Genomic DNA, 14889 nt, shown 5'->3' with positions numbered 1-14889 from the left:
TTCATCTCTCTTGTCCTAAATCTTTTAAAATAGCGTCAGTCAAACTCTCTGTGTCTAATCCTAAGGATTTTTCCACTAAAGCGGTATTCCCATGCATGATAAATTCATCAATGATTTCAAAGCTTTTAACAGGCTTTAAAATATTTTGTTCGCTCAAAAACTCTAAAATCGCGCTAGCCACCCCCCCAAGCTTGTAATTATCGCTAAAAACATAGAGCTTTTGATAAGGGGCAATGATCACGCTTAAATTTTGATCTAAGGGTTTAAGGAATCTCAAATCCAAAAGCGCGCACTCTATGTTTTTTTCTTTTAAAGCCAGTTGGACTAAATACGCCCTCCCCACGCCATTACCATAGCCAATGAGTAAAATTTCGCCCTCTTTTTTCAACAATTCGCTTTGCCCTAAAACAAAACCGCTAGGCTCAAAAACCCCCTCTTTTAACGCAAACGACCCCCTAGGGTAGCGGAACGCGCAAGGGCTTGAATCGTGTTCATTGGCAAAATGCACGGCGTTTTTTAAAGTCTCATTGTCTCGTGGGGCAAAAATGACCATGTTGGGGATAGAGCGCAAATACGACACATCTAAAAGCCCTTGGTGCGTTTCGCCATCTTCACCCACAATCCCAGCCCTATCAATGGCTAATTTAATCGGCAAGCTAGAAATGCAAGCGTCATGCACAATGGAATCATAAGCCCTCTGCAAAAAAGTAGAATAAATACTCACAAAAGGCTTAAACCCCTCTTTAGCCATAGCGCTGCTAGAAGTTAAAGCATGTTGTTCAGCGATAGCGACATCAAAAAAGCGCAAAGGGTAAGCGTTAATGAGTTTGTCTAATCCTGTGCCGCTCGGCATCGCAGCGGTTACGCCTACGATTTTTTCATCTTTCTTGGCTAATTCTAAAAGGGTGTTAGAATACGCTTCAGTGGGCGATAAAATCGCGCTTTTGGATTTTTTAGACAAACCGGTATCCAAATCAAAAGGCCCCACCCCATGCCATTTTTCATACCGCCCTTCAGCGATTTTATAGCCTTTGCCCTTTAAGGTTTGCGCATGAACTAGCACCGGCTCTTTAAGCTCTTTGGCTAATTTTAAGGTTTCAATAATCGCGCTCAAATCATGCCCGTTAATAGGCCCTATATAGTTAATGCCTAATTCTTCAAAAAACACGCCCGGGGTGATGAGTTTAAAAGATTCTTCAAAACGGCTCGCTAAGTAATTCACGCTTTCAGGCAAAGTGTTTAAGATTTTTTTAACTTTAGAGCGGAAAGACTGATAAAATGGGCCTTTCATCAGCTGGCTAAGGGCTTTGGATAAGGCTCCAATAGGCGTGCTGATACTCATTTCATTGTCGTTCAAAATCATGATCATGGGGTATTTCCTATCGCCCAATTCGTTTAAGGCTTCATAAAAAATCCCTGCACTAATGCTCCCATCGCCCAATAAAGCTATAGGCATGCCTAGCGCTTGTTTCAAACAAAAAGCTTTAGCCACCCCCACGCCTATAGACACAGAAGTGGAGCTATGGCCGGCAATGAAATAATCGTATGCGCTCTCGCTGGGTTTAGTAAAACCGCTCAAACCTTTGAATTGCCTTAGAGTGCTAAAGCTTTCAAAGCGCCCGGTTAAGAGCTTGTGAGCGTAAGCTTGGTGCGAAGTGTCAAAAATGAAAGGGTTTTTTTGACAATCAAATAAGGCATGCATGCCTACAATCAGCTCCACAGCCCCTAAAGAAGAGCTTAAATGCCCCCCATTAGCGCTCACCACTTCTAAAATACGACTCCGCAGCGTTTGACACACCAACTCCAAGCCTGCAATATCATTAGGGTTTAAATCAAAAGTTTTATTTTGCAAAATCACACCTTAAAATTTTCCAACACGCTTTCTTTGAGCGTTTTAAAGCGTTCCATTAAATTCCCATCAAGGCTCCCATTAGAGCTAGTGATCATAACGCCTCCTTTAGAAATAGCCTCATTGCTCTCTAATTTGATTTTAGAAGCGTTTTGCAAATGCTCGTTTAAATAAGGGTAATCCAAAGGATTGACTTTTAAATGAATATCCGTTGCGTCTAAAACATTTTTTAAAAGCTCTTCAGCTAAAGCTAGGGCCACTTTTTGGCTGTTGTCTTCCACTTCTTTAAGGATCACTTCTTTAGCTATATCTATCGCAATCGCGCTCAGTTCCTTTTCTAAAGCCATTAAATGATCTTCTGATCTTTTCATTTTTTCATCTAAAGCCGTGATCGCATGCAAAAGCTGGTTTTTTTCTTCATTCACGCTATGAGTGAGTTCGTTACGCATTTTTTCTTCGCCCTCTTTAAAGCCGATTTTATAGCCATCGTTTTTAGCGTTTTCAATCAAAGCCTTGCTCTCTTCTTGGGCTTTTTCAAATTGCATTTGCAATTTCACTAAATGGCTTGAAAGCTCATCGGTTTTTTTTAATAAGCAATCAATCAAATCGTTTTCTATCGCTTTTTTTTCCAAAGGCTCTTGGGGGTTAGGCGTTTCTGAAGACGCGCTATTAGGATTAGTTTTAGGGGGTAAGTTTGCCATGCTCTTAAATTCGTATTTTTGAATGTCATGCTTACTCAAATGGTCTTTTTGGATCAAATTTTTACGGCTATTCAATGACATCTTCCTCTTCACCGGTTTGGATCACGCCTTTTTCTTGCAAGCTCTGCACGATTTCAATGATTTTCCTTTGAGCCACATCCACATCTTTGATTTTGACTGCCCCTAAATATTGCATTTCTTCTACAAACTGCTCTGCAGCCCTACTGCTCATGTTGTTTAAGAATTTATCGGTTAAATCTTGGGTAGAAGTTTTTAGCGCCAAAGACAAATCTTTTTTATCTGCTACTTTCAAAATCTCTCTGATAGCGAAATTGTCTAGTTTGGCGATGTCTTCAAAAGTGAACATCATTTCTTTAATCGCACCGGCGAGCTTGTTATCCACGCTTTCAATGCGAGCGAGCGTGGTTTTAGCACTCTTTTGACCCAAGCGGTTAAAGATTTCAGCCACCGCTCTTAAACCACCCACTTCAATTTTATAGCTAGTGAGCGATTCTAGTTTGTTTTCTAACACCGTGGAAACCCTTTTAACCACTTGGGGCGATATTTCGCCTAAATTCGCCATTCTAATAGAAATCTCCGCTTTCATTTCATCAGGGAAATAGCTCAAAGTCTCAGCCGCATTAGGGGCTTCCATGTGGGCTAAAATCAAGGCAATGGTTTGAGGGTGTTCGTTAATGATGAAATCAGCGAGTTGTTGGGGCTTGATTTTGCCTAAATAAGCGAAGTTTTTTTGCGTTTGCAAGCTTTTAGTGAGTTTATCCATCACTTTTCTGGCTTCTTCGCTCCCCAAAGTCCTGGTTAAAAGCTCTCTGGCGTATTCTAAACCGCCGGTATTGATGTATTGGTTAGACTGAAAAATCGCAAAAAATTCCTCTAAAACTGCCGCGCCGATTTGCTTGTCTGTGCCGTTTAATTGCACGATTTGCTTAGAAATCTCTGTAATGGAGTCAATGTCTAAATGCCTTAAAATCTCGCCTGTAGTGTCTTCGCCCACTTGAATGAGTAAAATAGCGATTTTTTCACTCATGGAAAGTTCGTCTAATTGGGCCTTTTGTTTGGGGGTAAGCTTGGTTGCCATTTTTAACCTTTTGTCTTTTAGCCTTTCGCGCTGTCTGAAGAAATTTCATCTTTGATTAGGAGTTTAAAGAGCATTGCGATTTCATCAGGACGCTCTTTAAGGGTCCCTCTAATCTTTTCTAAGATAATTTCGTATCTTACTTCTTCTTCGCTAAAGGTTGCATTAAGCCCTAATTGATCTTCTACTTTTTTTCTCAAATCGCCTAGTTTGTTCAATTCATCTTCTTCTTCATCCATTTCTTCAAACATGGATTTCACTTCCTTATCTTCATCAGGTACCACTTCTAGCATGCGTTCACTGAAAGGCACAATCACTTTTTTATAGAAAATGAATAGCACTATAAACACCAAAACATACTTGATTAAAGGCGTGAATGAACCTAAGATTTTTTGAGTCTTGTGCATGATTTTTTCGCTCAAAGTAGCGTTATCAAGCATGGGTATTATAGGGTTAAACTCAAAATTACTCACCGCCACATCATCGCCTCTATTTTGATTATAGCCAATGGCTTGTTTCACCAGAGCGTTGATTTTTTGAAGCGATTCATCGCTCAAGGGCTCGTATTCTAAAGTATTTGCCCCATCTTTAAGCGCAATCTTATACTTGCCATCCACCACAACCGCCGCATTCAAACGCACTAAAGTGCCAAACTCGCCCTTAATCTCGCTAATGGTTTTACCCACTTCATAATTGGTCGTGTTTTGAGACTTTTCGTATTTTTCTGGCTCTTTATTGTCTTTCAATCCTTGCACAGGCCCGATATTGCTCACAACCCCAGGCACACCGCCGACTTGTTTTTTAGAAGCGCCTTCTTTTTTTTCTTCTAAATTTTGCTCGCTCCTTACGACATTATTGGGATCAAAAGTCTCTTTAGTGCTTTTCTTCTGGCTGAAATCAAACTCCGCATTGACCCTTGCGACCACCTTGTTTTTACCCCCCACAATAGGGGCTAAGATATTGACAATCTTATTTTCTAAAATGTTTTCAAAATTTTGTTTGTAATGCAATTGCTCTAGGGCTAATTCTTTGGAGTTTTCCAGTATATCGCCTTCGCCTATTGATTCGCCGTTTTCATTCACGATTTTCACATTTTCTATCGTGAGTTTAGGCACAGCTGCAGCGATTAAATTTTTAATCCCTAAAATTTGAGTGGGTGAAAGCTTCATGTCAGGCTTGAGTTTGAGCATCACTGAAGCGCTAGGAGGCACTTCTTTAGCCACAAACACGCTGTCTTTAGGGATTGCAATATGCACATTGGCTTTAAGAATGGGGTTTAAACTTTCAATCGTGCGCGACAATTCCCCCTCAATGGCGCGAATGAGTTTGATATTTTGATCAAAATCAGTCGCCCCAAAGTCTTTAGTGTCAAAGATTTCAAAGCCCACTTTACTCGTTTTAGGGATCCCTTGAGAAGCCAGAGTGATCCTTTCTTCATACACTTTGTCTTTAGGGATAAGAATGGTGTCATCTTTTGAGACTTTATAAGGGATTTGGTTTTGCTGGAGATGCTGTAAGATTAAAGCGTTATCGCTAGAGTCTAATCCTTCAAATAAAACCCCATAACCCCCTTGCGCGTAGTCTTTTTCTTTAAAGGGATAGAGCAATAAAAACACAAGCAAAGCCGTGATCAAAACCCCCGCTGCAATCAGGGCGATTTTTTGCTTTTTATTGAGTTTGATGAAAAAATCAACAATCCGTTGCAATAATACCTTTAAATCCAATATTAAAACCTTGATAAAATTTTCATTCTTTTAAGCCGTTCGCTTAGATCTTTTGAAACACGCTCAAATAAATCCCTATGGAAAAACAAGCCCCTAACGCCCCTAAACAAAACCCTCCTAAAACACTGCTAAAAGAAACCCCTAAAACAATCAGCACTAACCCTATTAAAAAAATCAAACAAAGAAAACTATAAGAAAGAATGTTTTTAAGCGTTTGATGCGTGATCAAATGGGGTATCAATAAAATAAGCAACCCGTAAAATAGCGTTAAAGAAAGCGCAGAAGCGTTAGGGAAATTAGCGTTGTGCGAAAACCACTGAATAAAATGCGCCAAAAGGTGTTTTAAAGATTCTAAAAGAGCTTCAAACAAGACCACGCTTAACACAAACCACACTCCAAGCACTAAGTTTGTGCGATAAAGGCTTAAAAACGCCCCCACTAACAAACTCAAAGGCAACACAAATTGAGAAGAGCCTAAAAAAACAATGCGTTGGAGCGTTTGATCTAAAATAGGGTTAGAAGAGTTTGAACGCATCAATCTAAAAATCGCATTATCCATTAAATTAACATAATCAAAAAAAACCAAGCCAACCATAAGGATAAAAAATGCGCTAAAAACGCCTCCTAAAAGAAACAGGGTTTTAACTTGTAATAAGAAAAATACTTTGGGTTGTGTAGAAACATTTTTGAAAGAATTTTCAGCCATTATTTAAAACCCTTTTAGTTAGTTCATTCAAACTTGATATTATACGCCAACGAACTTTAAAATTGCTCTTAAAAGTTTTAAGACAATGAAGTTTAAACACATAAAAAGCTTTTTATTTTAATCAAACCTAGCTAATAAGAAACTGAAATTGTTTTTTTTTTTTTTTTGAAATCGCTTTAATTTTTACTCTCTTTTAAAGCTTTTTAACCCTTTTTAGACTACAATTTAAGAAGCAAAAATTAAAGGAACACGACATAATGGATAGAGTCAAATTTATATTCGTTACAGGGGGCGTGTTAAGCTCTCTAGGGAAAGGGATTTCATCTTCTTCAATCGCTACGCTTTTACAGCATTGCAATTATCAGGTTTCTATTTTAAAGATTGACCCTTATATCAATATTGATCCAGGCACCATGAGCCCTTTAGAGCATGGGGAAGTGTTTGTAACTAGCGATGGCGCTGAAACGGATTTAGACATAGGGCATTATGAACGCTTTTTGAACAAGAATTTAACAAGGTTGAACAATTTCACTACCGGGCAGATTTTTTCAAGTGTGATAGAAAATGAAAGGAAAGGGGAATATTTAGGCAAAACCATTCAAATCGTCCCCCATGTAACCGATGAAATCAAAAGGCGCATTAAAAGTACGGCTAAGGGGTTGGATTTTTTAATCGTGGAAGTGGGCGGAACCGTGGGCGATATGGAGGGCATGTTTTATTTGGAAGCGATCCGCCAGCTTAAATTGGAATTAGGGAATGAAAAAGTCATCAATGTGCATGTAACCTTGATCCCCTATATCCAAACCACTAACGAACTCAAAACCAAACCCACGCAACATTCCGTCCAAGAATTACGGCGCCTTGGCGTAACCCCTCAAATCATTTTGGCGCGATCGCCTAAACCTTTGGATAAAGAATTGAAAAATAAAATCGCTTTGAGTTGCGATGTGGAGCAAGACAGCGTGATTGTGGCCACAGACACTAAAAGCATTTACGCATGTCCTATCCTTTTCTTGCAAGAAGGCATTTTAACTCCCATTGCCAGACGCTTTAATTTGAATAAATTACACCCCAAAATGGCGGCTTGGAACACTTTAGTAGAAAAGATTATCGCTCCTAAACACAAAGTCAGGATTAGTTTTGTGGGCAAATATTTGAGTTTAAAAGAATCTTATAAATCCTTGATTGAAGCCTTAATCCATGCGGGTGCGCATTTGGATACGCAAGTCAATATTGAATGGTTGGATAGCGAGAATTTTAATGAAAAGACTAATTTAGAGGGCGTTGATGCGATTTTAGTGCCTGGGGGCTTTGGAGAAAGGGGGATTGAAGGCAAAATTTGTGCCATTCAAAGAGCGAGGTTAGAAAAACTCCCTTTTTTAGGGATTTGTTTGGGCATGCAATTAGCGATCGTTGAATTTTGCCGCAATGTTTTGGGTTTAAAAGGGGCTAACTCTACGGAGTTTAACCAACACTGCGAATACCCTGTGGTGTATTTGATTGAAGATTTTATTGATCAAAACCACCAAAAACAGGTGCGCACCTATAATTCGCCTTTAGGAGGCACCATGCGATTAGGCGAATATGAATGCGAAATCGTGCCAAATAGCTTGTTAGAAAAAGCTTATAAAAAGCCTAGCATTAAAGAAAGACACCGCCATCGTTATGAAATCAACCCCAAATACCGCCAGGAGTGGGAAAATAAGGGCTTGAAAGTGGTGGGTTTTGGAGCGAATCATTTGATCGAAGCGATTGAATTAGAAGATCACCCTTTCTTTGTGGGGGTGCAATTCCACCCGGAATTCACCTCTAGGTTGCAAAGCCCTAACCCTATTATTTTGGATTTCATTAAGAGCGCTCTTCATAAATCCTAATCTAAAACATGAAACAAAAGCTTAAAGCTCAAATCAAAGAGCGAGTGGCTTCTATCGCTTATAGTGGAAAAGGGTTTCCTAGCCCCTTTTTATTTAAAGACTTGAAAAAAGCCGCGCTCAAAATCATAGAAGCCATGCACGCAAACACAGAAATTTTAGTGGTGGGCGATTATGACGCTGACGGCGTGATTAGCTCTACTATCATGGCAAAATTCTTTGAAAGTCTAAACTATAAGCATGTTCGCATTGCAATCCCTAACCGCTTCATTGATGGCTATGGGATTTCTAAAAAATTTTTAGAAAAACACCACGCCCCTTTAATCATCACGGTGGATAATGGGATTAGCGCCTTTGAAGCCGCGCGATTTTGTAAAGAAAAAAACTACACCCTTATCATTACGGATCACCATTGCTTACACCATGATGAAATCCCAGACGCTTATGCAGTGATCAACCCCAAGCAAGAAGATTGTGATTTTATCCAAAAGGAAGTGTGCGGGGCGTTGGTGGCGTTTTATTTGTGCTATGGAATCCACCAGCTTTTAGGAAAAGAAAAAAGCCATTCTAGTGAGTTGTTATGCTTAGCGGGTGTGGCGACTATTGCTGACATGATGCCTTTGACTTTTTTTAACCGCTTTTTAGTTTCTAAAGCCTTGTATTTTTTGCAAAAAGAATCCTTAGGGGCGATGGGGTTTTTGCGCCAAAGAGAAGTTTTTAGAAAACGCTCTTTAAAAGCGAGCGATATTTCTTTTAATATCGCCCCCCTAATCAACTCCGCAGGGCGCATGCAAGACGCAAAAATGGCTTTAGATTTTTTAAGCGCGAATAATTTTCAAGATGGCTATTTTTTGTATGAACGCTTGAAAGCATGCAATATGAAGCGTAAAATGATCCAACAGAAGGTTTTTGAAGAGGCTTTTAAGCATGCGATGGTTGGAGAAAAGATTATCGTCGCTTTTAAGGATAATTGGCATGAGGGCGTGCTTGGAATTGTGGCTTCAAAATTAGTGGAAGCCACTCAAAAGCCAAGCCTGGTTTTTACCTTTAAAGAAGGGGTGTATAAAGGGAGCGGGCGCAGCTCTCAAAATATTGACTTGATTGACGCTTTGAATGGGGTTTCTTCTTTATTACTCGGCTATGGAGGGCATAGGCAAGCTTGCGGGTTGAGCGTTGGAAAAAACAATATCATCTCGCTCTTTGAAACTTTAGAAAATTTTGATTTTAAAGTCTTACCTTTTTGTGAAAAAGAACCCCCTTTAACGCTAAAATTAAAAGACATTGACAGAGAGCTTTTAGAGATTATAGAAGCTGGCGAACCTTACGGGCAAGAAAACCCTGAACCCCTATTTCAAGCACAAAATTTAGAAGTCATAGAAGAAAAAATCATTAAAGAAAGCCACCAGGTTTTGCGTTTTAAGGATAAAGAATGCGTCAAGGAAGCTATTTATTTTAACACTGAGCGGTTTTTGAAAGCGGGCGAAAAGGTGAGCGTGCTTTTTAGCGTGGAATTAGATGAATATTCTAATGAGCCTAAAATGTTTGTTAAAAGTTTGTTGTAGTGCCTTTTGTTGAAGAAGAATTTGAAATTTTAAAACCCACCAAAGCCTTGTTTTTTGTGCACGATGTTTTAAAATGCTCTTTAAAAGAAGCCCAACGGCACCTTGACAAACAACGCCTAAAACACAACCAACAAGTTGTGCGTAAATCCCAAATGATTCAAGGGGTCGTTAGCTTGATTCATTTCAAGCCTAATGAAAAACAAGAAAAGCTTGTTTTTGAGACTAAAGATTTTGGCGTGTTTGACAAACCCGCTCAAGTCTATACCCACCCTAAAGGCTATTTTTACCATGAAAGCTTATTGGATTGTATCCAATCTCATTTTGGCAAAAACGCCCACCCAGCCCACAGACTGGACTATGAAACGAGCGGGTTAGTTTTAGCGGGTAAAACCTTGCAAAGCGCTAAGGATTTAAAAGCGCTTTTCATGCAAAAAAAAGTGAAAAAAACTTATTTAACCCTAGCGCATGGGTTGGTTGATAAAAGTATCATCATAGACAAACCCATTCTAACGCCTAAAAACATTCAAAAAGATTTGCACATTAGATCTAAAATTTCTCCTTTAGGCAAGCCTTCAATTACGCTTGTTGAGCCTTTAAGCTATAATCCTTTTTTAGATATAAGCTTACTCAAAATAACCCCACTCACCGGGCGCACGCACCAGATCCGCTTGCATTTAAGCAGCGTGAATCACAGGATCGTAGGCGAAGGGCTTTATGGGGTCATGGATGAAAACGCCAGAGAATACCTTCAATTAAAGCGTGAAAATAATGCCCCATTACTCATGCTCCATGCCTCTAGTTTGGAATTTGAATTTAAAAAAGCGATCTATAAAATCACTTCTCAAATGCCTAAGCACTTCATGCCTTTTTTAAAAAATTGACCCTCCACTGATTGATTATTTTCTTGATTATTTTCTTTGGGGGGGGGTTTTTGATTAGAATTTCTATATATCCCTTAAGGGTTATTGCTGCTTGCAAAGCATCTTAATAAAATCCTCTTAAATGTTCCCTTCGGTAAATAAAGCGTTCCACGCTCTTTTTAATTCCCCTTATCATTTCTAGCTTTCAATTCCTCTAGTTTTTTTGAAATGATTTCTTCAGTAACGCTAGAGAGCCTTTCTCCATCATGCTTACTCTCTGGGGTTTCTTTGCTCTGTAATTCTTCTTGTTTTTTTAAAATGATTTCTTCAGTAACGCTGGAGAGCCTTTCTTTAGGGGAATTTTTGGCGTCTAGTTGATTGTATCGATTTTTCAAATTCTCCCTAATCCGCCTCTTTTTTTGGATGATTGCAAACATTTTTTGGCTGAACTTATAGCACCGATGCACGCTAAAAACGATCACGCCCCACTTTATTAACAAAGCGCTTAAAAGCAAAACAAACGAGCTAGAAGTATCCAATAAAAACTGGCGCACATCGCTATAAACCCAAATATCCACTAAAATAACCAACAAAGTAATCAGAATAGAAAATACAATGCTTTTAAACCTGAAAAGCCACGCCACTATCACAAACCCTCTCGTGTGCCTGTGGGCTAACAGCCAGCGTTCATTCTTTTCGCTAAAAAACCCCATTAAGCTAGAGATAAAGCTATTTTCCTTGCTCATTTTCGCCCTTTTCCCAAACTTCTTTAAAATGCTTAGTTTGGATTTGTTCTAAAAGCCTTTTTTCTTCCGCTTCAAACATGATTTTCAATTCTTCTTCGTTAAAATCGCTCAATTTCATACCCTTTTCTTTCAAGCGTTTTTCTACGATTTTAACCGCTTGCTCTCTGATTTTTTGAGATTCTTCTTTAAAAAGCGCTCGTTTGGTTTTTTGAAAGACTTCATTAGAATTTTTTTGGATCGTTTGTTTGCAAGAATCTAAAAAATCCCTAACTTGATGCATGATTTTCATTGTTATCCGTTTTTAAAGAATTTTTAAAACTAATGATCTCTGAAAGAATACCAAAAAAAGATTAAAACTCTCTAGTAAAAATATTTTCTTAAAAGAATAGCAAGCCTTCCATTTTGAGCATCAAGCATGCCGTTTCAATTCCTAACTTACAACCCTTTTTTTACAATTTCTCATCGCTTGTTTTTTAAAACCTGCTGGCAATAGCGCTCTAAGATCCTGCAAGCGCTCAAAGAGTCTAACCGGCCGTCTTTGATAGCGAGCCGCTTGTTTTTCTTACCCAAATGCTCTAAATTTTCATAGGCTTCTATGCTGGATCTGTCTTCATTAATAAAAACGATTTCGCCCTTAAAATCTACAAACTTGATAAAATGCTCAATGCGTGCACGGGTATTTGCATAGCTTTCATGGGGCTTGCCCACCACTAGCACTTGAATGTTTTTTTCCTTTAATAAATCGCTCAAATCCCTAGCGGCCTGATTCCTGTTGCGGCGTAAAATCGCTTCTAATGGCAAGATAACGCCGTTTAAAAGTGCAGCGATCCCAATGCGTTTTAACCCCACATCGCATGCCAAAATCACGCTAACACCACGATATGATTGATGCGCTTGATCTTACCCAACAGCTCGTATTCTAAAAGCTTATCCCCAAATTTGAGATACGCTTCTTCATAGCTAGGGTTTTTCGCGCAATATTCTAAAAATTCATCTTCCATTTCAGGCATTTCTTTTAAATGGTAGTCTTTTAAAAGGGTATTTATAAAATTTTGAATATTAAATATCCCTTGAGCCTGCCCTTTTTCTAAAAGCTCATTAGTGCCATCGCTCTCATTCAGGCGCTGGGGTAAAACAAATAAGGGTTTTTGATACTTTTGGGCTAATCTAGCGCTGCTCATAGAGCCGCTTTTTAAATCCGCTTGAGTGATAATTATTGCATCACTTAAAGCGATCACCAGGCGGTTTCTGGCTAAAAAAGAGCCTTTAATGGGCATAAAATCCTTTTCATATTCGCTTAAAATCAAGCCGTTTTGCGCGATTTCTTGGATCACTTTATGATTGTTCGTGGGATAGATAAAATCCAAACTGCAAGGCGAAAGCATGATCGTTTTGGGTAAGGCGTTTTCTTGAGCGATAATATCCACGCCTAACGCTCCTCCACTCACAATAACCGCGCCATTTTTAGCAAGCTCTCTGGCTAGAGTGATGGTGTGTTGCTTGCTGTAAGGGGTGGGTCTTCTTGTGCCTATGATAGCCACTTTTAAAGGCGCATCTAAAAGCTTTATATCGCCCACACCATAGAGCTTTTTAGGGGGGTCTTTGAGCGTATCAAAGGCTTTAGGGATATTCTCTAGCGCGCTGTATTGGAAATTGCTTTTCATTCGTTGATTGACTATTTAGGCAATATGATCTCTATTTCAATCGTTTCCACGCTTTGATTGCCATCAAGGGTTTTGAAATGGATGTCTGAAGATTTAGTGTATTTTTGAATAACGGCAATGATTTCTTTACGCATCTCTTCCATGTAGGGTAAATTTAAAGTGCGCTCTTTGGCTAAAATCAATTTCAATCTGTCTGTTGCGGTAGCCGCGCTCCCTTTGTTTTTAAAAACATCAAACCAGCTCATGAAAATATCCCTTTTAACGCGCTAAAAAAGCCTCTTTTAGCCTTAAATTCCACATATTCCACTTCTTCGCCTAAAATCCTTCTGGTGATGCGTTGGTAAGCTTTCGCGCTCTCGCAATCCATGCGAATCACCGGCTCGCCCTTATTGGTCGCTGAAATAATATGGCCGTCTTCAGGGATGATCCCAATTAAAGGCAGGCATAAAATCTTAAGCACTTCTTCTATGGAAATCATCTCGCCATTTGCCACTAATTCAGGTTTTAAGCGATTGATTATCAAGTGCTTATGCACTTCTTCGCCCCTTTTAGCCCGATTAGACTTCGCATCAATAATGCCAATCACTCTGTCGCTATCTCTTAAGGAACTCACTTCAGGCGTTACCACCACTAACGCCATGTCTGCATGCAAAATCGAATGCTCAAAACCGCTTTCAATCCCAGCCGGCGAGTCAATCAAAATATAGTCAAAATCCGCCCTTAAAGCGTTGATTAGAATCGCTACTTTTTCCTTATCTAAAACATTTTTATCCTTGCTTTGTGAAGCCGCTAAAAAAGAAAGGTTTTTAGTCTTTTTATCCGTGATTAAAGCCTGCGAAAGGTTGCAATTTTTTTCCATCACATCCACCACATCATAAACAATGCGATTTTCTAAGCCTAAAATCATATCCAAATTCCTAAGGCCTATGTCAAAATCAACCGCCACGACCTTTTTACCGCTCTCAGCCAAGCCGATCGCTAAATTAGCCGTGGTGGTGCTTTTACCCACGCCCCCCTTACCTGAAGTGATAGTAACTACTATTGCCATATGGTTCCTTTTAATTTAATGATTTATTTTTTATGATTGAATGGGGCACGTAAAATTTCCCCAATTTGTTCTATTTTAGTCTCTTTAAGGGCTTTCCTCTCTGTGTTTAACCTAGGGTAATTCAAACTCTTTTCTAGTAAAAAATCCTTAGCGAATGAGCCGTTTTGGATCTTTTTTAAGATTTTTTGCATGCGTTTTTCCAACCGATTTTCCATAGGCTCTCTATTTTTAATCGCTCCAAATTCAGCGGTGTTAGAAATATGTTTCCTTAAGCCCTCTATCCCCTTATAATGCAATAAATCCGCCACTAATTTCACTTCATGCACGCATTCAAAATAGGCTAATTCTTCAGGGTATCCTGCCTTAATTAAAGTTTCAAACCCCATTCTCACAATCGCTTCTAACCCCCCGCACAAAACCGCTTGCTCGCCGAATAAATCGCTCTCGCATTCTTCTTTAAAGCTCGTTTCTAAAACCCCCATTCTCCCCCCACCCATCGCTTTAGCGTAGCTTAAAGCCACTGCTTTAGCGTTATTTTTTGAACTTTCTTGCTCTATGGCGATCAAATGGTATAAGCCCCTATTTTTAAGGTATTCCTCTCTTAAAGCGCTCCCTGGCCCTTTTGGCGCGACTAAAATCACGCCAACGCCTTTTGGAAGAATAACCTGATTGAAATGCACGCTAAAACCATGAGCAAAGCCCACAATTTGCCCCTCTTTTAAAAAAGGAATCACTTCTTTTTCTAACACTTCCTTATGCAATTCGTCCGGGAGTAATACCATGATCACATCAGATTGTCGGGCTAATTCTTTGACTTCTAGCACCTCAAAGCCCTCTGCTTTTGCTTTTGAAGTGCTCAAACTCCCCTGATACAAGCCAATACGCGCTTTCACTTTAGAGTCCCTCAAATTGAGCGCTTGGGCTTCTCCTTGTGCGCCATAGCCAATAATGCCCACTTGTAAGGATTGGATAACGCCTAAACCAATGTCTTTATCATAATAAACGGGTAATGCCAAAATCAAATCTCCTAGCGTGTTTAAGCAAGCGTTCATTTTACCATAA

General features: G+C 39.4%; 15 protein-coding genes. 3 read left to right on the top strand and 12 right to left on the bottom strand.

From position 1 onward, the window contains the following. Window position 1 precedes the first annotated feature (1 nt). From dxs to AA974_RS01515, 5 genes are read right to left on the bottom strand one after another with little or no spacing between them, the layout of a single operon-like run. A complete protein-coding gene (gene dxs / locus AA974_RS01535; RefSeq protein WP_064433126.1) occupies window positions 2-1852 on the bottom strand; it encodes a 1-deoxy-D-xylulose-5-phosphate synthase in 1851 nt (616 codons plus the stop codon). A gap of 2 nt (window positions 1853-1854) precedes the next feature. Beyond that, a complete protein-coding gene (gene fliH, locus AA974_RS01530) occupies window positions 1855-2631 on the bottom strand; it encodes a flagellar assembly protein FliH (RefSeq protein ID WP_080470983.1) in 777 nt (258 codons plus the stop codon). Then, window positions 2618-3649 carry a flagellar motor switch protein FliG gene (fliG, locus tag AA974_RS01525; RefSeq protein ID WP_000201859.1) on the bottom strand — a complete coding sequence of 344 codons (1032 nt, stop codon included), beginning with the start codon at window positions 3647-3649 and terminating at the stop codon, window positions 2618-2620. Before fliG ends, fliH begins: the two co-directional genes overlap by 14 nt. Before the next feature lie 17 nt (window positions 3650-3666). Continuing rightward, a complete protein-coding gene (fliF, locus tag AA974_RS01520) occupies window positions 3667-5370 on the bottom strand; it encodes a flagellar basal-body MS-ring/collar protein FliF (RefSeq protein WP_064433125.1) in 1704 nt (567 codons plus the stop codon). Window positions 5371-5413: 43 nt separating this feature from the next. Further along, the gene (locus AA974_RS01515; RefSeq protein ID WP_064433124.1) at window positions 5414-6076 is read right to left on the bottom strand and encodes a phosphatase PAP2 family protein; all 663 of its coding nucleotides are present in this window, start codon (window positions 6074-6076) and stop codon (window positions 5414-5416) included. A 257-nt stretch (window positions 6077-6333) separates the two neighbouring features. Between AA974_RS01515 and pyrG the strand changes: the two genes are divergently transcribed. The 3 genes from pyrG to AA974_RS01500 are packed head-to-tail and all read left to right on the top strand — an operon-like array spanning window position 6334 to window position 10390. Further along, window positions 6334-7950 (top strand): glutamine hydrolyzing CTP synthase, encoded by a 1617-nt coding sequence (pyrG, locus tag AA974_RS01510; protein WP_064433123.1) that lies wholly within the window; start codon window positions 6334-6336, stop codon window positions 7948-7950. Between the two features lie 8 nt (window positions 7951-7958). Beyond that, window positions 7959-9509 carry a single-stranded-DNA-specific exonuclease RecJ gene (gene recJ, locus AA974_RS01505; RefSeq protein WP_064433122.1) on the top strand — a complete coding sequence of 517 codons (1551 nt, stop codon included), beginning with the start codon at window positions 7959-7961 and terminating at the stop codon, window positions 9507-9509. Continuing rightward, on the top strand, window positions 9509-10390 hold the full coding sequence (locus AA974_RS01500; RefSeq protein WP_064433121.1) for an RluA family pseudouridine synthase: 882 nt from the start codon (window positions 9509-9511) through the stop codon (window positions 10388-10390). Before recJ ends, AA974_RS01500 begins: the two co-directional genes overlap by 1 nt. A gap of 158 nt (window positions 10391-10548) precedes the next feature. Here the strand turns inward: AA974_RS01500 and AA974_RS01495 are convergent, their stop codons facing one another. From AA974_RS01495 to ilvC, 7 genes are all read right to left on the bottom strand, one after another. Then, a complete protein-coding gene (locus tag AA974_RS01495; protein WP_064433120.1) occupies window positions 10549-11115 on the bottom strand; it encodes a hypothetical protein in 567 nt (188 codons plus the stop codon). After that, window positions 11099-11404, bottom strand: coding sequence for a hypothetical protein (locus AA974_RS01490; protein WP_064433119.1), 306 nt, complete (start codon window positions 11402-11404; stop codon window positions 11099-11101). Before AA974_RS01490 ends, AA974_RS01495 begins: the two co-directional genes overlap by 17 nt. Before the next feature lie 170 nt (window positions 11405-11574). Further along, window positions 11575-11982 (bottom strand): Holliday junction resolvase RuvX, encoded by a 408-nt coding sequence (ruvX, locus tag AA974_RS01485; protein WP_064433118.1) that lies wholly within the window; start codon window positions 11980-11982, stop codon window positions 11575-11577. Then, a complete protein-coding gene (gene dprA / locus AA974_RS01480; RefSeq protein ID WP_064433117.1) occupies window positions 11979-12779 on the bottom strand; it encodes a DNA-processing protein DprA in 801 nt (266 codons plus the stop codon). Before dprA ends, ruvX begins: the two co-directional genes overlap by 4 nt. Before the next feature lie 11 nt (window positions 12780-12790). Beyond that, window positions 12791-13024: a cell division topological specificity factor MinE gene (gene minE / locus AA974_RS01475; RefSeq protein WP_064433116.1), complete on the bottom strand. Its 234-nt coding sequence runs from the start codon at window positions 13022-13024 to the stop codon at window positions 12791-12793. Further along, window positions 13021-13827 carry a septum site-determining protein MinD gene (gene minD, locus AA974_RS01470; protein ID WP_064433115.1) on the bottom strand — a complete coding sequence of 269 codons (807 nt, stop codon included), beginning with the start codon at window positions 13825-13827 and terminating at the stop codon, window positions 13021-13023. Before minD ends, minE begins: the two co-directional genes overlap by 4 nt. Window positions 13828-13850: 23 nt before the next feature. Then, window positions 13851-14843 (bottom strand): ketol-acid reductoisomerase, encoded by a 993-nt coding sequence (gene ilvC / locus AA974_RS01465; RefSeq protein ID WP_064434040.1) that lies wholly within the window; start codon window positions 14841-14843, stop codon window positions 13851-13853. Window positions 14844-14889: the final 46 nt, after the last annotated feature.

The sequence above is a fragment of the Helicobacter pylori genome, assembly GCF_001653475.1.
Lineage (GTDB): Bacteria > Campylobacterota > Campylobacteria > Campylobacterales > Helicobacteraceae > Helicobacter > Helicobacter pylori_CM.
This window is presented reverse-complemented; position numbering and strand designations above follow the sequence as displayed.